We start from the raw sequence: 25,141 nt of genomic DNA on the forward strand, positions 1-25,141 counted from the left end.
TATTTATGGTTGTAGCAACTGTTTTAAATTGCGTCCTGATGCGTCGCGCACATCTTTGCAGGACCGCTTTAATGCATTATCCGTCCGCTGAGGTTCCTTGTAGAATATGACTGTTAATTGGTTCACTTTTGGAACCATCTGACGAAAGGAGATCAGCGTTGGCCTTGAAAAAGAACCTGATCGCTATTGGTGACATCCACGGAATGGCCCGGACACTGGAACTCCTTCTTTCGACTCTGACGGAGGAATTTAAGCCGGAGAATACCAGCTTCGTGTTCCTCGGTGACCTGATTGATCGCGGTCCGAATTCCTTGGAGGCTGTCGATCTCGTTTGCGAAATAATCGACCACTATCCAGGTTCTTTGTGCATTCGTGGAAATCACGACATGTACATGGACAGTATGTCCAACCTGTCGATTGCTCCTGACGAAGCCGCCACCTGGATGTGTTTAGGAGGAAAGACGACGATTGAATCCTACGGCCTTGATCCCGACGATCTGATCGAATCTGGAAAGACATTTAACCGATCACAGCCACGACACATGTCGCTCTTTAGAAACGCGCGCTCTTATTTCGAAACCCAGAGGTATTTCTTCACGCATGCTGGTGTGGACCCGTCTGTGCCTTTATCGGAACAGGACAATCATGTTCTGATGTGGATCAGAAAAGGTTTTCTGGACAGTACCAAAGTCTTGGAGAAGATCGTTGTGCACGGACACACGATCACAGGAAGCACCCTGCCCGAGATATATGAAAATCGCATAGCGCTCGACGTGGGGTCTTACCGAACTAACAAAATCGCCGCTGCAATTTTCGTCGATGATGAACTGGATGGATTTCTTGTCAGCCAAGTCACCGCAAGCTTGAGTGAAGTGCGCCGTTTCGACAAGCAAATGAAAGAGATTTAAGCCAGAAGCTGGATGCTACTGCACTTCACCTGACTGTCCCTTCCCTTTCTTGTCGTGTTCATCATCCCAAAACCTTGCACTGAAGTTGTTCAATCCGCCAGAGCGGTCCACCTTGAGCAAAAAGTTCTCGGGTATAGCGTTGCCATCTCCTCCTTCGGCGAAATAATCGCGCAACGTGCAGAGTATGGTACTCACCATGCCTTCCCAGGTGGAGACCAGTGCATCCTCATTTAATTGCGCCTGCATGGCAGCACTCAGCTTCCGCTTTGGCTTCGTAAGGACGTAAGAGTGATCGCGGACAACCCTATGCCTGAAGGTAGTCTGTCCAAGTATCCAATCGTCTTCCACCTTTTCTCGCCACCGGTACGAAACCGTTGCTGTGAGGTCGTTTGTGAAGCGGAAGGGCGGGTAAACGTTGTCATCAACGTAGAACAACAGTCGCTGCTTTTCCTCTGTCTCCACCCGATCCTTCATCTGCCTAACGGCGAACAATAAACGATGACGGTAACGGTGGACCTCAGAGAACTTGTTTTCTCTGTTTTGCGCTGATTTAGCTTGTTTGTATCGAGACAATGCGTCCTGGAATGATCGCAACTGCGTTGCGATATAATCACCCGCTTTTAGTAAAACCTCACGTGGGAGACCGTCGAGATTCTCTTCAGCCACGTCAATTTGCTTGTCCATTGCAGTTCATCAATTGACTTAATGGCGAGGATTTCAGCTCCTGTAAGGTTGATGACACTCATATTTTTTCTCTGCGAAAAACACCGTGCGATAAAGATCACTCGCGAATTGGTAGAGCAACAAACACATGTTCCCGTAATCGCTCTTTTCACAACTAGGACGCAGGCCCTCCCCCCGCGAGAAACCTCCTCGCGTCGCCGGAAATGCGCCTCTGCGAAACCTGGACCGTATAGTGGTCTCCGTTGTCGTTGATGGTAAGCTCACCTTTTTCGAGCAGTAGTTCAAAAAAATGCCGGAGGTCTCCCTCGGAAGGAATAGTAATTTCCTCACCGGTTATGTTGCCGTTGGTGCCGTCCGATGGCGAGAAATGCTCGTCTTCAGTCATTGTAGCTTCCTAGATGATAAAGTGCCGCTAGTGTGACTTACCACTACATGCGATTAACTTTGCCTTAACTATAATTGTGGACCGTGCCCGCATTTTTCAGGTGAGCATACTTCGATGGCAGCAGGATATATTCTGGACACATGTGTTCTTAGCGAAACAAGCAGGGTAAGGCCCAACCCCGGCGTTGTCCGCTTCATCGAGACGGCCTCAAATTTGTTTATCCCAGCCGCCGCAATCATGGAGTTCCAACAAGGCATAACCCAACTCTGTTCACGCGATCCGGTGAAGGCAGTTCGCCTGACGCGTTGGTACCAAAATCTAATGGCGTTAGGCATGCCCATCCTAGAAACGGGTAAAGAGGTGGCCGAAGCTTGGGGAACTTTAGCTGCCGATCAGAGGCTACGCAATCTCATCGTTTCCCACCCCGGTGCAAAACGTCTCAGGCATGGTCAGGACCTCCATATTGCAGCTACAGCTTTGGTACATAGAACGCCAATTGCAACTTTCAATACTAAGGACTTTCTTCTGATTCACTCGTGTTACCCACTTCCGGGAATCTATAATCCTGTTAGCGATACTTGGCACGCAACGGATGACACACTCATTCACCCCGAAAAGATCGGAAGCGACTGATCACACATCAGGAAATTCCTTTCCTTTGAGAGTTGAAAGAGCCTCGATCTTCGAGTGAGCTTTCAAGTTCCCTGACACGTTGTGGAGTAAGTAAACCTACCGCATCCAGCTCTTTCGCCAGCAACTCAAGCAATGCTCGTCTGCTTTCCAAGATGCCTTCCACTCTCTCATATTGGTCTGCGAGGATTTTTTCTACGCGGGCTTTCAGAGCGTCATCACTCAATCTGAGCTTTTCGAGTTCCTGATCGGTTTGTGCGTTGCTGTGTAGAAATGACGCCCCCATTCCCAGATTAGCTTCCAAGAAAGTCGCAAGACGTGTAGCTACGGCAAGATCAGATTGTTCGCCTCCCCCTGCTCCATCGCTGAAGTCGCCAAGATACAGTTTTTCGGCAGCCAGGCCAGCCAGCATGACCGCGACGCAATTGAGATAGAATTGCCGGTCGCGACGAGCAACGCGAGGAATGTCAAAATAAGCTGCCCCACCTGGCTGATGTTTCAAGTCCGGCCGTACGACATCCGCGATGTTGGTGCGAATGTAAGTGCCGTATCCCAGCTGAATTCCAACAATTGTGTGCCCAGCCTCGTGCACAGCAATGCCCCAACGATGCTCACCAGAAATTTTTGTTCCTTCTGGAAGTCCGGCTTTCAAGTCTTCTAGAGTCAGCTCCCGCCTTTCCCTTCTTGCGAGTCGGCGTCCATCTCGAACTGTTTTTGCCAAATCTGCACCGGTCATACCTCTCGTAAGTGTTCCCAGCCGCAGCAAGTCGGAAACCGGGATAGAATGTGCTGTCAGTTGGGAAAGGATTGCAATTCTATCCGCAGCTGATGGCAGTGGGATTTCGACATGTCGGTCAAGGCGACCAGCCCGAGTGATTGCTGGGTCAATACGATCAGTGTTGTTGGTCGCCCCCACCACCACAACGCCTTCTCTTCCATCTAAGCCATCCAGACATTCGAGCAACGCGTTTACAACTTGGATGCTGTAATTCGCATTTTCATGGTCGAAACTGTCCCTTGATCCAAAGGAGTCGATTTCGTCGATGAAAAGGATAGACGGTGCATTGTTACGAGCACGGTCGAAATCAGCTCGCATAGATTTCAGCAAGTCACCCAAATGCCCTCTACTCTGCCAACGCCCGAGCGATGATGCGACGAGAGAAACATTGCATTGTTTCGCCAACGCTCTGGCAAAAATGCTTTTTCCAACGCCCGGGGGGCCACTGAGTACGATGCCTTTATCGACATCACCCCAATCAATCGTACCGGCCTTCCAATCCGCCAAATCGGTTGCGAGCTGGGTGCCCCATTCTTTTGCAGGACCGTAACCATGCATCTCTGCGAGCATGGGAGTTTCGGGCGCTGATCGCATCTTAACTTGATCCGTCCCTTCAACTGGTGAATTAACCTCCACTTCCCTTAACCGTCGCATCGCCTCGCCGATTGAGCGCATTGGACGGAAAGCCGCCCAGAGATGTTCCCGAGGATAACTGAGTGCAGTTTCTGCTTCTTCATCCGTCATAGGACGTCGTACCACTGCTCTTGCTGCAGCCTTCAAATCGTCTGGCGTAATCGGAGGAATATGAATTACCAGGTCTGCAGCAAGCTGGATGATCGGAGGCAACTCAACACCCCTTTCGATTACAGCGATCACGCGTTCCCTCTTACAGCACTCGGAATACTCATCTTCGAACTTCGACGATTTGTCTGTGAGAAAAACAAGGATACAACCTACGCCATCTCTTCGGTAGAATCTGTCGTCATCATAAAGTTGGTCTAGTACCGATGATTGGTAATCGGATGGGGAGTATCCTTCAGGCGTCACGAGCACCAAAAATCCAGGCCCTCCTGCTTCAAACAACGAATGCTCTCTCAGCGCACGCTTGATGATGCTGTCGAATACGTATCTGCGCATGGAATTAGGCGCACGGCTTTGCTTTTTGCTGCGTGACATGGTGGTCCCTTGGTGATCTGAAAATGCAATAAGGAATTAGCGGGAAAATTTGCGGACGCTGGTTTCAGGCCCTAGAAGCGCGGTGTCGAGATCGATCTGAATGAACCGTGCTAAAATCATGTTTGCCAGTGCGACTATCGGCTGGCTCTCCTGCAAGAGTTGCAGGCACTCAGATAGCGTCAGGGTGCCTTGATCTTCTAAAGCAGAAAGCAAACGGATGCGGTCTCCAAGACGAGCATCGGGTCCTGAATAACGAAGCAGGTCTTTGCAATTTTTTAGACGGATCGGATCAATTTCGCCGCGTGACCAGACCTGATAAGAGTAATTTCCTGCTCGGACGGCCTCAGCGATCCATGATGGTGGAGCGCCTTTTGATGCGACATCAACGACCAAGATATCGTGATCGCGCTCGATAACGAAATCAGGGCGGTGGGTATCAAAGCCCCTCCGGAACTCCAGCGACTGGCATGCCCATGCCGAAGCTGTGTCGTCAAAATCCAAAAGACATGAAACGTCTCGGGCCAACTGGCTTCTGAAGCGGATAGGACCGACGCATCTGAAAAATTTATGTTGGAAAATAGCTTGCGATGTCCCTTCCAGGGACCGCACTTGAATACTCATCTGCAACACTCGAATACACACAGTTAATCGTAGCCTCTACGAGGCGGCGGATTAGCGGGATATTCGTATTAGGTGCACAATGACGTTTTTCATGGTGGAACATTTAGAGAACGCACCTGAATGAGTCAACAAGATTTTTACTAGGGTTTGGTTGAGCACCCGAGCGTCAGCAACGCTTCAGATGCGGTGCTGATCTCAAACGGGACTACTCGGCGATTTTTGTTTTAGAGAATGCGCTTCTGACGCAGGGACGGTCTATGCCGTGCCGCTTTAGGAGGGTAGCGCAGGAGATAGCTCCACACGTCGTCAAACGAGGACGGCTGCTGAAGGTGCGCAACCAATCAAAGCGCCTTATAAAGGTTGCCGTCCTCCACATAATAATCCGAAGACCTTATCGCCGAGCAAAGGGTTCTAATCGAAATCTCTGAAGCGCCAGCGAGCACTATTTCTAAGGCGCGTTATTCGATCTAAAGAACAAATCGCGATGGAAATTTCAGTCAATTGCTATTATATGCGCAATAAAGGCGGAATTTTCATTTTAAGGCTAATATGTGCGCATTTACTCTCACATCCCCTGCTAGTGTTATTAACGAACTCGCAACCAGAATGAAGCGCCGTCGTATTGATGCGAACCTCACACAGAAGGAACTGGCAGAGAAATCCGGCGTATCGTACGGCTCACTTCGGCTCTTTGAGGAAAAAGGAAAGATTTCCTTCGAAGCGCTGGTGAAGATCGCCTTCATACTGGAGGCAGAATCTGAATTCGAAAACCTGTTTCCTCCTCGCCCAAAGCGAACAATTGATGAGATCGTCGGGCACCCTCTGCGGCAAAGGGTGCGGAAGAAATGAAATTTAAGCCAGTTCGTAAAATGAGTGTCTGCCTCGACCGTGAGGGCACTCGAAGAGACCTTGGCATGCTCGCATGGAGTCACGAATAGCGGCGTGCATACTTCGAACACTCGTCCGACTTTCTGGATGCGCCACTGGTCCCAAGTATCGCCCGCGCCTTGAGATATCAGAGCAGACAGTGCGCCGAATTTACCGCTAGCTAACAAGAAGCTGCGAGAGGTAACGATACGGCGGCGCATTTTCATCCAATCCCATATCGGCGACTAGTTTGCATAGTTCATCGTACTCATCGCGTTGAATTCGTGTTTCAAATTCAAGCAAGTGCTCGCAAAAAGTGTCAATTGCCAGATGATCTTCATTGTGATCGACGTAAGATAGTGCGCCATTAAGAATTCCGACATCAATTCTGTTTGAAAACTTGTGGCCGATTTCCAGTATTCTATCACCAATGCTCATATTATTCATTTAGTCTCATAGTATCTGGGGATGAAATGTTTATCTGTTGCTAACCGCCCGTTTGCCGGTTCACATACCACCCCTATCGAGAACCATCACAAGTTTCATTCCCCCCATCTCCCTGCACCCACCAAACACAAAGTTCTCATGCGAAATCATCGATTTTTCTCGTAGGCAATCGACTCGTATTTTTTCACCAAGTCCCACCCTCCGAGTTTACCTTCCTTTACAGCTTCGAACTCCTCTTTCGTTACGATATGCGTTATGCTTCCTCCGCCATGCCGGGCAGCAATAAACGAAAGTTCGTAAACGCCTTTGATAAGTTCAATTTTCCAACAGTCGCCTTTGATTAGAGTGTCCGTAAAGATAGGGTCTTGAACTTGCGGATAATGGGTTTTTCCATATTCAAATACTGTCATTTCTCTTTCTCAACCGCGTGGATAGGCATTGTTAGATTATAGTGTCGGTTCGCTTGGAGCGCCTATTCACTTTCCGGAGCGTAACAAGTCGGATCGTTGCTAAATCCGTTCCAATATATCCAAAGGCGTCTGCAGCTTGGACATTTGAGTATATGTTTAAACTCATCGTAAAGCTCCTCGGCATGGATCATATCTTTGAACCGATCATAGTTCGTGTCAGATATTGCTAGCCACTCTATGGGATTTGGTATTTCGCCAAGTCGAAGCCGTGTACCGCATTTACATATGATTGATGGCATTGAATCTTTCGTCATTCGAACAACGGGCCAGCCGATAACTATGCGGCGTCTAAAACTTCTTTGATTTTTCGTAGAGCCTGGCCAGTTGCCCTCCAGCCATCCCTGGGAAACCAGCTAATTTCCAAGCTAAAAAAAACTCAGGAAAAGGAGAGAGCACATGCTTCCCCTTTTCAATAGGCCCAGAAACGTTGCCGAACTCTGCGACGAATTCAAGATGCAAAATAGTCATTCCGCGAAGCCGATTAGAATGCCTGTCGAGTTTCTCTAAGGCCTCAACATCTGCATACTCGTTTTCGGCGGTCAGCATTCGCTTTAACTCTAGCGCGAAGCCCTTGTCTGCCAAGTAATCAATCATGTCCGCGTTGGATAACACACGAAGCTCCTAGGTCTCTAAGTGACGAGTGCCACAACCTCACTTGTAAGCCATTAAGGCATCGGTCTGAAGTTGTGGCGTGTTTGTCCAATACTTTGATCAGAGCAAGTTCTCTCCCCCATGAAATCAAATTTCACGTCTGGTCGTTGTGATGTGCAGAGACGCTCTCGGCCAGATTTTAAGTTGCATCTGCTGGAACAAGTCACTTGTCCCAGGTACGATAATGATCGACTGACGCTTCTCATCTAAGGATATTTTCTGCAGGGATTCGCTGTATATTTTCACCGTCTCAAAATCATCTGACTTGATGCTCAAGCTGAACGTGTTGTCAGCGATCCCGATCCACAAGTAGATTGTACTGTTATAGTCATCCGCAAACACGTAATTCTCTGTGTAAGACAGTTCATCGAAACTGAAAACGCAACCAAACGTCGCAATAAAATCATCAGACGACGGGATGCTAAGGTCTCCTCGGGAAATCGCTAAACGGCTCATGTTGACCTGATTATGTGTTCGGCGTGGAGCGTTTTTGCTGTCATAGGGTTTTGGCCCTCTCATCATGAAGCCGCTCCAATGTTGCGGAGCTTATCCCCGGAAAACCAGCAAGTTTCCACGCCTCATAGTATTCAGGGTATGGAGAGAGCAGGAGTTTCCCTTTCCAGACTGGCTCTGAGATATCACCGAACTCCGCGACGAATTCGAGGTGCCGGGCAGCCATCCCTTTTAATCGGTAGGAGTGCTTATCGAGTGACGCAAGCGCTTCAAAGTCAGCGTATTCGCCCTCACCCAGAAGCATATTGGCCAACTCCATCGCGAAGCCGTTTCTGATCATAGCCTCTATCATCCGCTCGTCGCTGGTTAAAACACGAACCATTGGCTAGAGGTCTGACGTGAACTCAAGAAAGTCGAAGCGTCCCTCTTTACGTAACAGGACGTGCTCACAGTAACGGTCGACTGCTTCTGCAGGCTCAGAAACGATACGCATGTTCTCGACGTCCTTTCCTCGGATGTGATAAACAGTCCCATCTTCGTGGAAACTCTTCACCCAGAGATAGTCCACTTCACCGCTTTTCTCATCCGGCACGCTTTCCAGGAAGCAGCGGAAATCGAAGTAGCCGTACTTCGACGGTTTGGATGGTTTAACGAGTGGAAGTCGCTCTTCCAGCCATGGAATGTATTTTTTTTTGTAGCCTCTGAACTGCCCTAAGTAATTATTCCAGAGCGTCCAGTTACTAACGTTCCTTGGCATAAATCGGCCGAAGACAGATACATATTCGCCGTCAGGAACCTTCATTCCATTGAAAGTGGTGTAGTAAGACTCTCGTAGCGAAGGCGGCAGTGCCCATTCTAAGCTTATCGGCTGAGGTTTTTCGTAGCCAGGATCGTTGAGGTTCTGGCCATGGTACAGCCGTTCAATCATCACCATCTGCCCCTCCACCTCCAAGCCGAAATCCAAGGCCCAACCTGACGGGGAATTGGATGGTTTGTCGTAGTATGAGCGCGCTCGCAGAACTAACGGTTTGGCATTCATCAACAGATTGGCGGTGTGTGGTTGGTGCCGAAGCAGACCTTCAAACAAAATCTCCTTAACATCTCGCAAAGGTGTATAATAATCGTATCTGCCTTGGCCACTCAACATCAGGTCACGCAAATCTGATGGAACGTCGACTGCGTTCGTCCAAGAGCCTATCAATTCAGGAACATCGAAGAACTCTGTTTGGGTAATTGTAGGATAATGCATATGCCCTGCTGTGAAGTTACATTCGGCTCGTCTCGTAGGTGCCCCTCAAACAGCTCGATCAATATGATCCGTCGTCAGATAGGATACTAAATCCCGCCCTTTGACCTTTACGACATTTCTTATGGAGTTTGAGCTATCTGCTGGGATATACAAACAATCACGGTCGGCGAGCTGCGGAGGCTTTGCGCACGAACTCGTACAACAATCTGGCAAACTCACTTGGCGAAGTAGCCAATTTGTTCATTGAGATCGCCCCTCTGTCTCTTGCTGAGAGGTACAGTTCGTTTTGAGCTACTATCCGAATGTACGGCACACCAAATTCATCGACAGCTGTAGAAAATGGAATTTTGCCTGTGATACCGCCAAACTCATCGCAAAGTCGACTGTATTCGATTTCTACCTCGTGCAGTATCGCATCTTTTTCCATTAGACGAACACTCGTGTCGTACAGTTTGTCTCTTACAACTCGGACGTAAACTCCAGGAAATCAAAACTGCCTGGCTTACGAAGCAGGACATGTTCGCAATAGCGGTCGACTGCTTCAGCGGGTTCTGTGAGGATGCGCATGTTCTCTACGTCTTTTCCTCGGATGTGGTAAACGGTCCCATCCTCGTGGAAACTCTTCACCCAGAGATAGTCCACTTCACCGGTTTTCTCATCCGGCACGCTTTCCAGGAAGCAGCGGAAATCGAAGTAGCCGTACTTCGACGGTTTGGATGGTTTGACGAGTGGAAGTCGCTCTTCCAGCCATGGAATGTATTTTTTTTTGTAGCCTCTGAACTGCCCTAAATACTGATCCCAGAGGGCCCAATTATTGATATTCTTCGGCAAAAATCGGCCGAAGACAGACACCACCGGAGATTCTGGCAGGTTCATACCGCTGAAATTCGTGTAATAAGCCTCTCGCAAAGCAGTCGGCAACGACCACTCTAAGGATATCGGATCGCGTTTCTTGTATTCAGGATCATTGAGGTTTCTCCCGTGAAACAGGCGCTCAACCATTACCATTTGCCCCTTGACCTCTAAGCCAAAGTTCAACAGCCACTTGGCCGTGTAGTCTTTTGGGTAATTTTCCATATGGATGGCGCGAAGCAGCAAAGGGCCTGCATCCATCAACAATTTACCAGTGCGGGGTTGGTAGCGACATAAGCCTTCGAATAGCTTTTTCTTACCATCGTGCAACGGTGTGAAATAATCATCCTTGTTGCACTCGACCAACATGATTTCACGAAGCCCAGACGGCACATCTTCCGCTCTCTGCCATATGCCGACGAGATCGTTTACGTCGATGAAAGCTTCTTTAGAAATTGACATATAATTCTCTCTTCAGTCCAAGCAACGGGCTTATTTTTTCTGGCTAATCATTTCATTTATCTGAATTTGGAACATGTCCCTTAAATCTGCCTGCGCCTTACGAAGCCAATCTCGGTAATTGGCATCAATAGGTTGTCCCTTGTAGGTCAGCCATGGCTTTGTCCCGTCCATTATGCAATTGCTTTTCGAGCAATTCATGCTTCCGTCCAATGGCTGTATGTTTCTTGGATCATTAAACAGCTTTGCTCTTTGTTGTGCATCGAGTTCATAGAAACCATCTAAACGAGTGATACCAGATTTAGGGTATATGTGGTCCTTATGAAATACTACGTCGGCTGGAATAGGTTCTATTTTATTTGTTAGCGGATTGCGCCAATGCGTTGCGGTTCCATCGGCACTGTAAAAATCGATAGGTTTTCCGTTTGCGTGATATTGTAGGGAGAGGTTATTTCCGCCACCGCCACCGCCACCGCCACCGCCACCGCCACCGCCACCGCCACCGATAGTCTTTCCGGTCTTGGCGTTGTACTCAAAACCATCGAGTTTACCGATACCGGCCAAGTTACTGCGCGAAGCAACGCGATAAATTTTTTCCCCACCGACGACAGCGACTGTGATCACGAGAACGCCAGTATCAACGTAGGACTGATATTTTTCCGCCTCGGCTTCACTCATGCCAGAGGCAACAAGGCCCTGAATAAGTGCACTTTTGGCCTCTTTACCGGTAATGACCTGTTGGGCGTTCCCATACAGCTCATTTGCACTCGCAATAGCACCCGCTGTAAGAGCAACACACGCTCCTGCTGAAACAGAACCGCACGCTGCCATACCCACGACACCTAGAGTGTTCAAAAAGGCATTTAAGCCACCGGCAGTTCGGTGAATCTCTTCGAACGCGCTTTCAAGCGCTGCCTGGGGTGTTTTCCCGCCATCAATAGCCTGCTTAAGATGTCTAGCTAGGATTTGTTCGTGATAGGTTGGTCCGACACTAAAGACATATGGAGAAGCCCCGTTATCACTGTTCGGGTCAGTGGCGTATTCAACTAGCTCTAGTACAAATGTCTGTAAATCATTCATTCTCTGAGAGCATTCGGCACTCACGCCTTTTGAGCAGACTGCTATCAGGTCCTGCGTGTTTTTTTGCGAAAGCTTCTGATAGTAAGCCACTTCGCTGGCAGCCTCTGCCAGTGCCTCGGCTGAGCATTCGTTGTCGTTGTTGCAATCTCTCAACCTGCGATTTGCAGCTTGAGCTTTCTTCAGTTGCTCATGAGTGAGATAATTGTGTTTCTCGGCATCTAGTGCAGTTGCAGCACCTTGAGCACCTCCGATAGCGGCTCCAACAGCGACAGCGGCCCATTGGCCAAGAGTGGCTCGTTGCGCGTCAGTCAGGTTGGGGTTTTTAGCAAGTTCAGAACGGATGATGTCGCCAATTATTTCCTGGGCCACAGCTGAGAGTGCTCCCAGTGCGATATCACCACCAGATATCGCTCCCACCACAGCGCCGACGACGCCGTGGGCGAATACTTTACCAACGCTGCCTTCGTCCCAGCCGAGTTCCATAGCGATATCGCCCACGGCAAGGTTTAGCGCTTGGCTGATGATCGCAGCATCTCGTTGGCGCTGCTTTAGTGCCTCAATATCGAAAATCGGCACTTGTTCATTGGCGCGCGTCACATCCCTATTAAGGGAAGCCAACTCCTGCTGTTGCGTCCTTAAATCCAAGGTCGCCGGTGAGACTGTCGCACGAGCAGTGCCAGACGCGTTCTCTTCTGTCGGCCGATCAACGATTGGTGTCGGAAGACCTCCGGGCGATAAACTGATCCCTCCGCCTTGCGTTTTAGACTTCGAAACATTCTGAAGATCACGGTATCTCAGTTCTGTCGCAGAAAGCGTATTTTTATCTTCCGAGGCAGATGAGACAATTAGACCGCCTGTTAGGTCAACCGTGCCTGCAACATCGATATCAAAGCCATCTTTTCCAGCGATGATACCGCTTTGAGTGTAGACATTGGCAAAGTCACCGGTTGTTTTGCTGGCACTGACCGAACCTCCAATACCTGCCGGTGAGAAACTGATCGATGCGCCGAAGTTCTTTTCGCGATAGATGCTGGTGTCGTGCAAACTTGTGATATTCAGATCACGACCGATGTCCGCAAGGACACTCTTTCCAATGATGTTGCCACCAGTCAGCGTGACGTCACGACCTGACTGAATATTTACAATGCCAGCAGCCTCGATGGCCGCGTTGGTGTAACGTAGGTCGTTGCCTTTTGTATTTCCGACGTTGAACCCTGCTTCGAGCGCAAATGGCTTGATCGAGAGGCTGAAGGATTTCGAACGCGTGCTGACGTAGTCCTCAAGCGCAGCCAGAACAATGTCACGCTGAGCAAAGACGTTTGCGTCGCCACCTGCAATCAGCTGAGTACCGTCACCAAGGATAGCATCGAGGCCAGCCTTCATGATCACATCGTTTCCTGCAGCAAGCTGTGAACTATTGCTGTCAGACCAATGACGCTCGGTTTTCCATTTGCTGATATTGATGCTGATGCTTGATGCAACGGACCCAGCGGTAACTTCACCGTTCACGCTGAACTTGCCGGTCGGGTCAATCAGCCTTTTAAGTGCATCCGGTCCAGATTTCAGGCCATTCAAACCGCCAACGGTGACATATGCGGAGGCAAGTGCTGCGGCGATGCCGTTCTCCGATTGGGAGACACGGGCAAGTGTCTCCGTAAAGGAATTAACGGAAGCTAGACCCTGCAGAATTTCCTTGCCACTGGCACCGCGCAGGGCGGCATCGATACCTGCAGAACCAGGGAACGACAGCCCAATAGAGAAGCCCTTCTCCGTAAAGTATTTGTCACTCTGGGCTGCCTTGAAGCTGATCGTACCATCTGACAGGATGAGAAGGTCGTTGGTTGCCGCGATTTTGGTACCGATACCACTGATATCGCCGCCAGCTTTTACGGTGACGTTTTCACCAACAATTCTGGTGGTGCGCGTATCTACTGTGTTCCAGTTTTGCTTGACCTTACTCCAGGAAAGGCCTGCAAAACCGCTTTGCTTGAGCTTGTTGTCGACTGACTTGGTGACAGCTCCCAGCGATACGTCGCCTGCCGCAGCGATGGTCACATCTTCATAGGCAGAAATGACCGCACCATTAAGAATGGCGTCCGCGTGAGGGTTTCCAGAGGCGCACAGTTTGCCGCCATCACAGATAGAGTATCCTGCAAGGATCGAGAGATTGCCGGTGAGCGACTGAACCTCAGCCTCTTGCGTGGTAATCACATGCTCAATGATGTGGCTCTTTGAGAACCGTCCTCTAGCTTTGACGTCTTTCTGCAGGAAAGAATCCTGCAGTGTTTCCATACGGATATCGCCTGCTGCTGCTAGAAGTGCATCCTCTCCCGCGCCGATACGACCACCGATATTGAGCAATTGCCCACCAGCGACGAGGGTTAAATCTTCGCCAGCGGCAATCTCGCCAACGCTCCATGCAGTGCGTTGCGTTCCGCAACCCTTACCTTCGCAACCGTCAAGGAAATCAACTGCTCGGCTGACCTTCAACGTTTCATTGACAAAGTCGCCGCCAATGTTGAGGTCCATTTGACCGGCGGATGTAAGCTTGCCTCCGCTGTTGGTGAAGGAACCGTCGGTTTGTACGAACAGCGAACCCGCAGAGATAAGACCGCTGTCGTTTCTACCAAGCACGCCACCGTAGGTACCGCCAAACTCTGTGTCTCCCCGACGTTTGGCCTCCAGGTCAGCGAGCCGTTCGTTCACGATCTCCTTGGCCGAAATGCTTGCAATATCCTTCGCGACCAACGAGCCCGTATTGGTGAGAGTGTCTTTGACCTTTACGATAAGGTCGTTGCCTTCGATTAGGCCTGGACCACGACTTCCCCGAAGCAGGTCATCCTTAGCAGGTAAATAAACTACGGGAACAAGGACCTGCTGGCCGTCAACGATACGAGTTTCGTACCAAGCCAGTGGCTTATCAAGAGCCGCACGCTGCGCCTCTGTCAGAGACGTACCATAGGACGCACCGGTCTTCTTCGAGAACTCCAATGCGTTATTATAAAGTTCAGAGCGAATATCCTCGGGGGCCTGACTTGTGGTGACAAGTGAGTTGCCCTTCGCCCGTGCCATTGCGTCCGCAAACGCTGTTGCCTCTTTCTGAGGGTCGGAGAAAATAGAAAGCTGCTGTCCAAGCACGGATACGCCAGCCAACAAAGTGGCGGCCTCGGTCGAACCCGTTAGCTCCTCCAACTTGCCGAAATCAGAACGATTGACTGGAATGCTTGGAAGAACAGGCTCCTCCGTAAATTTCAGAGGAGGAACGATAACGTCGTCCAGGACGATATTTATAGGACGAGTATTGCCGGATGAATTGACGACCGCCGCACCGTCGATTGCCGCAATTGCAGGCAGTCCATTCTGCAATGTACCAGCGTCGATGGTGACCGTATCACCAGACATGGTACCAACGTTGGAAACCGTTGCGACATCAATGTCCAGGACAGCCTTGGCGTTGATCACCGAGCCGAGAGAGACTGTTGTCTTTCCAACCAGCTGTTTGCTCTGCTTGGTGTAGTAATATTCGCCGAGTGTCGTGAAACGCGTGCCGATAACAATGGTATCGGGAATGTTATCTGGGTCGATACCCAGCACTTCGAGATTGAGGAGTTGTGCTGCGTCGACATACTCGAAAGTCTCAAAATGAGCGTGTTCGTTCAGACGTTTTCTGTACTTCTCTTTACCGTTATAGGTCTTCGAGACGGGAGCCGCACCCTTCGAAATGATAATTGTGATATCGCCACTCTGCGCCCGTGACAGGAGCGAGGGGTCGCGGAACGCTGATGCTTTGAACTGGTGGGTGGACCAACCAATGTCTGTGGGTGCGTAGAATGGCTGCGTCCAAACCTGTTCAGACCCCCAGACGTTCCGGTAGTGGTTGAGTGCATAGGTTTTAGCGTCGTTGCGAAGGCTATCGGCCTTGATTGAAAGGTTAGCCGCAGAGAGAATCCTTCCCTCTGTGTTACTTAGATTGTCTGCCTCGATGTCGAGGTCCTCGCCCGAGCGAATGGTTCCGTATTTTTGCGTGACGATGTCACCTGAGAACTCATCCTGATAGGCTTGGTGGACCGTATTGTAGCTGCTAGGCCGATTGAGAATATAGGCGACAGTTGCGACACCGAGCTTCTCAACACGCGTGACATCGCCTTCACTTCCCGCGACGGCATCGTTGGTAATGGATGTCGCTTTGAGTTCGAGCTTTCCACCTGTTTCGATCCGGCCTGAAAGGTTGGCCAATAAGTTGTCGACGTGGATCGTACCGTTTTTGGCAGCAACGATTTCACCGAAGCTGTTGGTGAGATTTTCAGCTTTTACCGTGAGGTTCCCAGACGTATGGATACGTGCATCGTCTCCATCGTTTTCCAGCTTACCAACGACAAGAGACAGGTCTTCAAGAGCCGCGACAGTTCCGCTGTTGCTCAGAATCCCTGTGATGACGACGTCCATCGCCCCATTTGAAAGAATATCGCCAAGGTTTCGCAGGTTGCCTTGTATATCAAGTGCGACTTGGCGGCTGTTTATCTGACCAAGTTCCTGATTAACGAGGTTCCCAGAAATCTTGAGGGAAAGCTCATCGGTCGCTTCGAGAATGCCGTTGTTGGAAAAGTCCCCAGCTAAGATGAGGTCGAGTTTACGTGCAACAGTTTGGCTTTCAGCTGTCGCCTCTAGAGCATTTACGTCAACAGCCAGACGATTACCGGAAACCAATTGTCCCTGTTGGGACAACACGTTTGCATTGAGTGAAAACCCATCAGCCGCACGAGCAAGTCCTTTGTTGCTAAGAACCCCGCCGACCACAATGTTCAATGTGGACGATGAGACCAACTTACCAAGGTTCGAAAGATCACCTTGAACGGCAGCGTCAATCTCTTGTGCGGTTATAATCCCGTTCTGGGCATTCGTAACACCTGCACCGGCTGTGATTTTGACTTCATCAATAGCGCCGAGAAGCCCATGGTTCAGGACATCGCCGGTGACAATAAGCGCTAGATTTTCAGCGATTACGCTCGAAAGCTGTGAAGAACCTTCATAGGATTGGGCTTGGATTGTAAGCGTTTTGCTGCTTGCGAAAGCGCCAGCATTTGCGACTTTACCGGACGATTTAATGTCCAAATCACCGCCAGTTTCAATCAGTCCGCTGGACGTGTTCTCGACGGCTGTTGTAGCGACTACCGACGCGTCTGTTGCTGCTTTGATAGTGCCGGAGTTGGAGAGTGAATCCTCCGCAATTATATTCAGTGTAGACGACGAAAGAATTGAACCCAGGTTCTGAAGACTTCCGGTGATGTTGAGTTCTAATGGCCCAGCACTTTGAACAACACCCGAAGAGGTGTTTGCAAACGAACCTGCGGTGATTTCCGATTTGTCGCGGCCGAGAACGACACCATCGTTTGTCAGCTGGCCTGCAACGTTAAGGGCGACATTATCATCTGCAAAGACGCCGGTCTCTGTGATGTGAAGGTTGTGAAATGCGAGAGCCAGCGAAGGATAAAGCTTCTTGTCGATCACAGTTCCAAGCGTAAGTGTGTTGTTCGCTTGAATGTTCGTTTTGGTGTCGCTTAGGGCCGTGCCTTCACGTAGGAAGACATCGTCGCCACTAACAAGCGTTTCACTATCCGAGGTGAGCCAGGTATCTCTTAAATCTACTGTCTTCCCCATGATCGACACTTCGGAGCCAGTAAGCCCCAACATGTCGGTCGTGATGGTGCCAGCCGATATAGACAATGCATCCCGTGCTGCGATCAGCCCGGAAAGGGTGCTCGTGCCATCGGCTTCAACATTGATGTCGCCGCCCGATTTTACCTGACCTGCTGCGGCGATATCGTCCCGAGTTACGATTGAGAGATCGCCACCAGCAGTGAGCCCCGATGATGCCAGGAATTTGGCACTTCTGGCCGTAATGGTGATTTTACCACCGGCAGTAAAATCGCGCCTAAGCTCAAGATCATCGTTTGCATCAAACTCGATGTCACCGGAGGATTCTGCGGAGGTCAGGTCAATGGAGCCAGCAGACTTGATCGAGATTTTGCCGGTGCCATTTCCAGCGAGAGCCTGCAAGCTTCCTTTAAGTTGGACGCCCATCCCTACGTCGGAGGACAGGATGCCAATTGAACCTGCTGACACAACACCCGCACTTGTGGACGTTATCGCCTGCCCTGGCGCTGAAACACCAGTTCCAAATCCTGAAGCCGTCAGAACGCCTGAATTTACGTCGTATGTCGTCTGCCCTGCAGCAAGTGTAACTTTACCGGAAGCTTTAACCGCGCCATCAAGGGATACAGTGCGGCCAGTCAGCGTTACTGCCTCCAGCATCTTTCCTTGAGGAGCACTAATTCCAGAGCCGGAAACTGTGACATCTCCTGTCGGGTTAGCGAGTGTAACTGCACCGGACACGGGATCGACTTGAGGCGTAGAACCCGACAGGGTTACGCCAGCCGCATTGATAAATGTACATCCTACGCAACCAACCCCATTTGGATTGGCGACAATGATGTCAGCTTTGCTACCAAATACCTCCGTCGGACCGGCTAGACGCGATGCGTTCACACCGTTCACTTCGTTGATAATGACTTTGGCGCTATTTCCACCGACGAGGTTCGGATTACCTGAAACTGTTCCTCCGATGATACTTTGACCACCAAGGGAGGAATTGTTGAGGATGATGCCGCTCGTGTCGACGTTGTACTCACGGAACTTGTTATGACTGACGCCATTTGATCCCGGCGTCACAATGTTGACCGTTGGAGTTCCATTCGCCGAATTCGAGATGGAAGGCTGGAATGTTATGGGTGCGGTTGGATCGACAATTGTTTGAGCATAGGCGGGTGCAAGGCTGCCAAACAATGTGGTGAAGACGAAGCTCACCAGCGTCACTGAAGATGCAAACCGCCCAAAGAAACGATTTGTCATTTTAGTCATAACGCCGGAGCGGAAAGAGCTAACATTCTGACTTTGTTTGACGAGTGACATAACTCAAAACCTTACATGAACTCGAAAATTCGATTTGGTTGGCCTCGTTTCAAGAGGCCAACACCCGCGACGCGTTATTATTTTTGGATGTGTTTGAGGAAATCAGGGGCCGCTTCTTCCATCCTGCCTCACTGAGAATTCTGCTCATTGCTGGCAGGTTTCCAGTCGCGGGCCAGCGTTTGAGCTTCTTCAATCTGTTCCTTGGACATTTCTGCGGTAATCGTCTCAAGCGCCGTTCCGGCCGATGGATGGCCCCGTTCGTTGGCAAGATTGAAGTAGAGATGAGCCTTTACCGGATCAGCTGCCGTGCCCTCACCGCTCTCAAGCATTTCGCCGAGATTAAAGAGGGCCACTGGATTTCCATAAGCGCCGATTTCTTCGAACAGTTTGAAGGCATGTTCTGCGTTTGCAGGTGTGCCCGTGCCCTGCCGGGTCATGACCGCCAACATATTTTTCGCGCCGACGTGGCCGGTTAAAGCAGCTTTCTTGTAGTTGTTGAGTGCAGCAGCCGGGTCCTGTTTCAACCCTGTGCCATCCAGTTCCAGGCCAGCACAATTGAACTGGCCTTCCTGGTTGCCGAGGTCGGCAGACTTGCAGATCAGTTCAGCAGCCGCGACGTAGTCCTGGCGAACATTTTCCCCACGCAGATGCATCAGTCCAAGCCGGTTCAATGCTGAAGCAGAACCTTTCTCTGCGGATGCCAGATATAGAATTCTCGCCTTGTTCGTATCGGCCGGGAAGCCGACGCCCAGTTCCACCATACGCGCGAGATAGAACCCGGCTTCACCGTTCCCCGCATCGAAGCCCTTCGCAAAGGTTGCTGCAGCTTGCGTGAATTCTTGCTTCTCAAGGAAAGCCCTACCTTGTGAAACCTCATCTTCAGCCAGCGCGTTTCCAGACAACACGAAGGTCACGGCAAGCGCACCCAGACCGGTAGACAGAGCACGTTTCATTTTTTTGAGTGAGGAAGCATGTGTATTCATCAGAGTGCCTTGAAACGTAGGTTGAAAAATAGTTCGCCTCTATCCGGCGACATGACGATTGATGCGGTACGGTCTTCCGCGAGCCGGAACCCGTAACCGACGTCAAATGAAAGGCGGGAAGCAGCGTAGCGAACGCCTGCCCCTGCAGAAATCCTGTACGGGGTGCGCTTGTTGGCGTTGTCATAGCCAGCGCCAAGATCGCCAAAGACGTACAGGTTTGTACGGGAGGTCAGATCGCGCAACCAAACCGGATGATCTTCTTTCGATGGCAATGGAAAGGAAGAAAGGGCAAAGCCAACTTCGTTACGCCAGATTGCGCCACTGTCGACTTTCGAGTTTCCGCCCGAATAGCCGCGAACAGAACTTCTCGACCCTAAAGTCAATTGATCATCGGAATACAAAACATCGTTTGTGAACTGACCCGACAAGACACTATTGAGTGACGCAATGTTCGGAATGACATGCTCAGCCGACAGTGACCCTTCAAATTTCGAAAACTGTGCACGAGGCACTGTGCCTGTAGGGTCAGAAAAATCTTCATTGGCTCCGAACGCATTTAGTCCAAAGCTACCGCCAGCCCGTCCGCTAATCGATGAGTTGCCGAAATATTGGCTGTACGATAACCCCAAACGGATTTGTGCCAAAACCTGAGGCGTTAAAGGCGTGCCATTTATGTATCTAAGCAACTCACGTCGCTGCAGATCAAAATCGGCGATAAGCTTGTGATCTTTTGCTGCGCTGAGGGTCCAGTCGCCCCCCGCACTAAAAGTACGCGTTGTTGAATAGAATTCTGCAAGATCGGACAAGTTCACGAGTGAATCTGACCATGTACCATTCAATCGGAAATTCAGGTTTCCGATAGGAATGGCAAACGCCCCACTTAACTCATTGCTGTACAGACCCGTCTTTGCTGTCGCACGCCAGGTTTCGTTTACGCCCAAAAGGTTGTCTTTTTCCAAGGTCAGACCGAAGCGTAACTGATCGAAACCTTGGACGTTTTCAGTGTCATAGCCCGCGTAAAGTCGGAAGGTATCCTTGATGGTATTTTGGATTACCACTGTGGATGTTGCAGGTTTCTCTCCCGGCTTCAGTTCAGCTTTTGCTTTGTTCGAGGGGACCCGGTTGAGGCTGTCGACGGTATTCTGGACCTCATCCATGGTAAGGATGTCGCCAGGTTTCACGGTTTTTGCGACAGCGATACGAACATTCGGCCCAAGTATTGTGAAGTTGTCGAGATCGTCGTCGAGAGATTCAAACCACGCGCTTATGCGGCCCAGCACAGTCTCTGGAGATTTTATCCGCTCCGCCCTCGCTGTCTTGCCCCGGAAAAGTTTACTCAACCTTCCTTGCTGATCAGCTCGGACTTCAACATATTCAACTCGATCAATACGTCCCGGTACAATCTGGACAAGAAGCTCTCGGCTTTCCGCGATGTTTTGTTCTGGAAGCCATGCTTGTGTCGTCACATAACCACGCTCAGACAAGAAACCATTCACCGCCTTCAAAATGGCAGAAACACTTTCATTGTCTTGGCATGCCAAAGCGATTGGCTTCACGATTCCTTCAATCTGGTTTTCTTTAGCAACGTCCTGAAACCCATCAATTTTAATGGTTTTCACTTCAAAACACGATGTGGCAGCGTCGTCCGGGTGGTTGCTTGTCGGGATGTAAAGTGTACTCGCAGAAACTGGAAAAGCTGCAGTCAACATCAGAGCGCTTGCGAAAGTTGCTTGAATGCAAAGATGCCTTGGAGAAGCACTGATCATCGGCTCTCTCCAGGTACAAAAGGTCGGAACAGCCCGATAGGTGACTGCCAGAGCTTCACACCAGTTTGTGGAGCGACCATCTCCATTATGCCGTTCGGTACAGCAGTGCCATTTCGAGCGCTTAAAACACCAGCCTTGAGTTTAACTGGTTCAAAGGCATCGATATGGAGGGAACCAAGAGGAGCGCTTACCAAACCTCCAGAATCTCCCTCACCAATCCATGCGTAGGGACCACTCCAGAAATTATAGACACCACCCGGACGCGTGAATACGGTTGCTGTCCTGACGCCCTCAATGCTGACTTTCGGAGCGCTTAGATGGATGTCACCGTAACCAACGATCTGGCCTTGGTTCATAATGCTCGTTGCGGCAACAACACTGACATCCTTGGTAGCATTAATCTGTCCACCAGTCGTTCCAATGGCAGATGTTCCAAATGCTGTGCACGTTAGTCTGCATACACGGGTGTAATCGAGACTTCCTGTTTTGAGAGTTTCAATCGTCACTCTGTCGGCAGCGATCTCGACGCCACCATCGTTTGCGTTAATGACGCCACGATTTATTAGGTCGGCTCCAGCCACAAGATGGACATTGGACCCGACGATGTAGGCCTGCTGACCGACGAGACGCTCTCGTCCGTAATCTATTTCCTTCTTGAGAACGGTCTCACGCTTCTGCCAAAGGGTGTACCACAGTCTCTTACCCTGGGTGGTGGACGTCCATTCACGAATACCGTCACTACCAGGCAATACATCAACCGTATTTTCGATTGCGCCACCGGCAACCAAACTGGTTTTGGCATTCGATAGCAATCTGCCTGTGTTATTCTCGATGTTGCCGCCAGCTTGAACATCGAGATCATCCTGCGACGAAAAGACGATGGCTAACTGTTCGGCGCTTTCGGTCAAAAGCCGAACCGACCCTGCAGCTTGTAGAGTGACACCACCCTTTGAAGCTGTGTTGGTTGCTGCGCGTTGGCTGCCCGAGAGCAACGCACCGGTGTTGACGATGTCTCCTGTGGAAGCAAGGAGAGTGAGCGCCCCGTTTACGGCCTCAAGTTTTGTCTGGGTTTGGCCAGGGTTAGACCTCACCTCGATCTCTGAACCAGTGACCGTAGCATTTCGAAATGCCTTTACAGAGCCTGTTACCGAAATCCGTCCACTACTGTCGAGACTGAAGTCACCAAGTGAGGCATAGGTATTGCCCGCGTGGCTAACGCCTGCTCCTTGTGCTGTGGTTTCAATTCGTACTGTGTTGGCTTTCAACGACCCACGTTGGGTAATCTCGACAGCAACCGACGCATCGGGGGTGGTCGTCACGGCATGCCGTGTTCCCCAATTTTCAACATCGGAGCTTGGCAAAACACGGCTATCAAATTCTACACGACTTGATCCTGCCACAAGCCGGATATCGGAGCGCGAATTCTCAGAATTGTTCGTGACAGGTCCATCAATTCGAATACTCCCAGCGTATAGCTGAAGCGTCGTCATCGCTCCGGATAGACCTAGCCCCGACACGTCAATGCGTCCTTCAGCAGTGTCCAGCACGACATTTTGAGATATTGTTCCAGGAGCGATCTGATGGGAAACGATGCTTGAACGGCCGGTTGCAAGGACTACCCCGCCAACGTTCTCAAAGCTTCCACCATCAACGGATATCCCATTGGGGTTTGCGATGATGACATGGGCTCGGGCACCGAGCACTTCTAGTCGCCCATTTAACTCGGAAATCCTCGATGAGGTGACCTCATTGACGATGGTAGTAGCAACCGCAGTTCGATTGTCTAAATCTAAGCCTGCAGCACCAACTGAAAACTGCGTATATGTATTCAGACTTACGCCCGAGGAATTCGGCTGCGCAATTGAAACCGTTTGGTGTCCACCCGGGTTGGTCGTTATGGTAGTAGCAGTTCCACCATCAATGATGGCTTGTGCCAAGGCTACAGACGGGACCGCCAGCGTAATCACCATTACGCTGCATGCAGTTTTCAACGTACTGAGGTGCTGAAGCCTTGCACTCATGGCTGCTTTGCCTTTTGCTCTGACAAAGCATTCAAACCTGCAGAAAATCCCTTGAGAGATACGGCAACATCAATTTTCGTAGATTTTGTATCCATCAATGTCGCGGTAAGGACCGCGCCACTTTTCAGCGCCGACAGAAGTTGCGCATCCAACTGAAATCCAGCATGGCAGCCTGATAAATTGCATGTCTCGAACGCAGCCTGGCGTGTCTTACCCTTATCGACACGTAGGGAAATGCCAGCCGGAAGATACACCTCCAGAGGCGTAGAAATTAATCCTACGTTGGCTTTTCCTTGGGAGATGACGTTGAAAAGGAATACAACGTCCTTTCCTCCATTGACCGCCTGAGCCTGCTGCAGACGGCACGGGGCATCAGAGTTTTGAGAATTGCACACTAATTCCCAGTCCTGGAAAACCTCCGCAGAAGCTGGCCTGAGTGTTAGTACACTTAGCCCAACCACCAAGATCAGAAGTAGTATTTGACGCGTCTTTGAAGACACGGAAAGAATTTCAGCTGCAAGAACCATAGCTTCCGCACAAAACATCTATAGATTGTATTGATATAGATGCTTCGAAGTAACTGATATCAGCTACTCATCCTCACAGGACACCTCAGCCATTACATACGGCCTTAGAAGCGCGGCTTACTAGAAGGGGAAGTGGAAATTGAAATAATTGATTTAATTCAAATTCTTATACGACTGCCCTGCCATTAACTCACTTCGAACTGTCTCAAATTTCAATTACTTTCCACCGAGTTGTCACGAACCATTGGAAGCGTATGTTGAAATGTGATTCACCAGAAGCGCAACCGAAAGTTACATAAATCACAACTGTGGCGCAACCGTGTGGGACTTTTAAAGTTAAAAAGTCGCCAACAATTCTTGCTCAATTGATTTCGAAGATAGCCCAATGCGCTGCAAACTATAGGTTGCTGGTAATCCACAGTGCTACCAGGTGCTGGAGGTTTTTCGCACCAATCCTCGCCTTTAGCCGTTCGATGCGATGTTCGATTGTCCGGTAAGATAAATCCATCTTCGCAGCGATTTCCTTTTGCGACGCACCCTCAGTTAGGAGCTGGAGGATACAAAGATCGAAGCCCTCCGCATGAAACTTTGGTACTTCCGCGAGCAACAGGTCAATCTTTGAGAGCAAGATGCACCACTCTCCTCGCCCAACAGACGATTTCTGTGGGATAAGTAATTGTTCATATATAATCTTGCAGCTCTCAAACGTTGCGTTTCCCTTCGTGAACGATGGTCGCTTGTTGTGGATCACCTCAATCAACGCGGGAATGGCGGCGCTTTTCAGATAGTCGGAATCAGCTAAATCTTGGAGATCAAGCGGCCCTCGCCGTTGTAGAGCAAGGAAATCCAATGCAGTCGTTGGGACGCTGTATGGTCGTATGAATTCGACTGAGAATTTACCAGCTATTGCATCTCTACAATCAATCACAGCAAGGATTACGTTCGGCTCCATTGGGCCGACCACGGCCTTGTAGACGTCAAGAGCCGCGATTGCATCTCCACTATCGATCCAAGAATCCATCAGGTCCTGCACGCACATTGAAAAGGATTTCACGACCCGCACGAGAGTGACCTTGTGCCAGGAATTTGATTCTCGACGTGATTCAAGACTGACAAAATGAACCAATTTTGCCATCCAACCGATAGTCATCTGGTTGTTTGCATA

At 50.1% G+C, this 25,141-nt stretch carries 21 protein-coding genes; 3 read left to right on the forward strand and 18 right to left on the reverse strand.

Translation table 11 applies throughout. The features are described from left to right. Positions 1-158: 158 nt before the first annotated feature. A complete protein-coding gene (locus PYL13_RS21160) occupies positions 159-908 on the forward strand; it encodes a metallophosphoesterase (RefSeq protein WP_275642228.1) in 750 nt (249 codons plus the stop codon). Between the two features lie 15 nt (positions 909-923). Here the strand turns inward: PYL13_RS21160 and PYL13_RS21165 are convergent, their stop codons facing one another. Continuing rightward, on the reverse strand, positions 924-1,592 hold the full coding sequence (locus tag PYL13_RS21165) for a hypothetical protein (RefSeq protein WP_275642229.1): 669 nt from the start codon (positions 1,590-1,592) through the stop codon (positions 924-926). 154 nt (positions 1,593-1,746) lie between these two features. Then, positions 1,747-1,977, reverse strand: a complete 231-nt coding sequence (locus PYL13_RS21170) for a hypothetical protein (RefSeq protein WP_275642230.1) — start codon at positions 1,975-1,977, stop codon at positions 1,747-1,749. Between the two features lie 114 nt (positions 1,978-2,091). Here PYL13_RS21170 and PYL13_RS21175 point away from each other — a divergent pair, with 114 nt between their 5' ends. After that, positions 2,092-2,610, forward strand: coding sequence for a PIN domain-containing protein (locus tag PYL13_RS21175; RefSeq protein WP_275642231.1), 519 nt, complete (start codon positions 2,092-2,094; stop codon positions 2,608-2,610). Positions 2,611-2,617: 7 nt separating this feature from the next. Here the strand turns inward: PYL13_RS21175 and PYL13_RS21180 are convergent, their stop codons facing one another. After that, complete coding sequence (locus PYL13_RS21180) at positions 2,618-4,561, reverse strand: AAA family ATPase (RefSeq protein WP_275642232.1); 1,944 nt, start codon at positions 4,559-4,561, stop codon at positions 2,618-2,620. A 36-nt stretch (positions 4,562-4,597) separates the two neighbouring features. Next, positions 4,598-5,182, reverse strand: coding sequence for a hypothetical protein (locus tag PYL13_RS21185; protein WP_275642233.1), 585 nt, complete (start codon positions 5,180-5,182; stop codon positions 4,598-4,600). Between the two features lie 606 nt (positions 5,183-5,788). Here PYL13_RS21185 and PYL13_RS21190 point away from each other — a divergent pair. Continuing rightward, complete coding sequence (locus tag PYL13_RS21190; RefSeq protein WP_275642234.1) at positions 5,789-6,031, forward strand: helix-turn-helix domain-containing protein; 243 nt, start codon at positions 5,789-5,791, stop codon at positions 6,029-6,031. Between the two features lie 195 nt (positions 6,032-6,226). On the opposite strand, the gene PYL13_RS21195 is transcribed toward PYL13_RS21190, so the two are convergent. The 14 genes from PYL13_RS21195 to PYL13_RS21260 all read right to left on the reverse strand — a co-directional run bounded on the left by PYL13_RS21195 (position 6,227) and on the right by PYL13_RS21260 (position 25,126). After that, positions 6,227-6,496, reverse strand: coding sequence for a MafI family immunity protein (locus PYL13_RS21195; protein ID WP_275642235.1), 270 nt, complete (start codon positions 6,494-6,496; stop codon positions 6,227-6,229). Positions 6,497-6,642: 146 nt separating this feature from the next. After that, a complete protein-coding gene (locus PYL13_RS21200; RefSeq protein ID WP_275642236.1) occupies positions 6,643-6,906 on the reverse strand; it encodes a hypothetical protein in 264 nt (87 codons plus the stop codon). A gap of 348 nt (positions 6,907-7,254) precedes the next feature. Further along, a complete protein-coding gene (locus PYL13_RS21205) occupies positions 7,255-7,578 on the reverse strand; it encodes a hypothetical protein (protein WP_275642237.1) in 324 nt (107 codons plus the stop codon). A gap of 126 nt (positions 7,579-7,704) precedes the next feature. After that, positions 7,705-8,139 carry a hypothetical protein gene (locus tag PYL13_RS21210; RefSeq protein WP_275642238.1) on the reverse strand — a complete coding sequence of 145 codons (435 nt, stop codon included), beginning with the start codon at positions 8,137-8,139 and terminating at the stop codon, positions 7,705-7,707. Further along, complete coding sequence (locus PYL13_RS21215; RefSeq protein WP_303299129.1) at positions 8,114-8,410, reverse strand: hypothetical protein; 297 nt, start codon at positions 8,408-8,410, stop codon at positions 8,114-8,116. Before PYL13_RS21215 ends, PYL13_RS21210 begins: the two co-directional genes overlap by 26 nt. A 45-nt stretch (positions 8,411-8,455) precedes the next feature. Further along, positions 8,456-9,319 carry a hypothetical protein gene (locus PYL13_RS21220; RefSeq protein ID WP_275642240.1) on the reverse strand — a complete coding sequence of 288 codons (864 nt, stop codon included), beginning with the start codon at positions 9,317-9,319 and terminating at the stop codon, positions 8,456-8,458. A 157-nt stretch (positions 9,320-9,476) separates the two neighbouring features. After that, positions 9,477-9,746 carry a hypothetical protein gene (locus PYL13_RS21225; RefSeq protein WP_275642241.1) on the reverse strand — a complete coding sequence of 90 codons (270 nt, stop codon included), beginning with the start codon at positions 9,744-9,746 and terminating at the stop codon, positions 9,477-9,479. Between the two features lie 32 nt (positions 9,747-9,778). After that, positions 9,779-10,633 carry a hypothetical protein gene (locus PYL13_RS21230; RefSeq protein ID WP_275642242.1) on the reverse strand — a complete coding sequence of 285 codons (855 nt, stop codon included), beginning with the start codon at positions 10,631-10,633 and terminating at the stop codon, positions 9,779-9,781. A gap of 30 nt (positions 10,634-10,663) precedes the next feature. Next, a complete protein-coding gene (locus tag PYL13_RS21235; protein ID WP_275642243.1) occupies positions 10,664-18,679 on the reverse strand; it encodes a two-partner secretion domain-containing protein in 8,016 nt (2,671 codons plus the stop codon). A 128-nt stretch (positions 18,680-18,807) separates the two neighbouring features. After that, positions 18,808-19,662: a tetratricopeptide repeat protein gene (locus PYL13_RS21240; RefSeq protein WP_275642244.1), complete on the reverse strand. Its 855-nt coding sequence runs from the start codon at positions 19,660-19,662 to the stop codon at positions 18,808-18,810. Continuing rightward, complete coding sequence (locus tag PYL13_RS21245) at positions 19,662-21,428, reverse strand: ShlB/FhaC/HecB family hemolysin secretion/activation protein (RefSeq protein WP_275642245.1); 1,767 nt, start codon at positions 21,426-21,428, stop codon at positions 19,662-19,664. Before PYL13_RS21245 ends, PYL13_RS21240 begins: the two co-directional genes overlap by 1 nt. After that, on the reverse strand, positions 21,425-23,449 hold the full coding sequence (locus PYL13_RS21250; RefSeq protein WP_275642246.1) for a filamentous hemagglutinin N-terminal domain-containing protein: 2,025 nt from the start codon (positions 23,447-23,449) through the stop codon (positions 21,425-21,427). Before PYL13_RS21250 ends, PYL13_RS21245 begins: the two co-directional genes overlap by 4 nt. Then, positions 23,446-23,976, reverse strand: a complete 531-nt coding sequence (locus tag PYL13_RS21255) for an invasion associated locus B family protein (RefSeq protein ID WP_275642247.1) — start codon at positions 23,974-23,976, stop codon at positions 23,446-23,448. The genes PYL13_RS21250 and PYL13_RS21255 overlap by 4 nt, the downstream gene beginning before the upstream one ends. A 397-nt stretch (positions 23,977-24,373) precedes the next feature. Beyond that, on the reverse strand, positions 24,374-25,126 hold the full coding sequence (locus PYL13_RS21260) for a helix-turn-helix domain-containing protein (RefSeq protein ID WP_275642248.1): 753 nt from the start codon (positions 25,124-25,126) through the stop codon (positions 24,374-24,376). Between the last annotated feature and the right edge of the window lie 15 nt (positions 25,127-25,141).

It is taken from the genome of Agrobacterium sp. Azo12 (genome assembly GCF_029193765.2).
In the GTDB taxonomy this organism is placed as follows: domain Bacteria; phylum Pseudomonadota; class Alphaproteobacteria; order Rhizobiales; family Rhizobiaceae; genus Agrobacterium.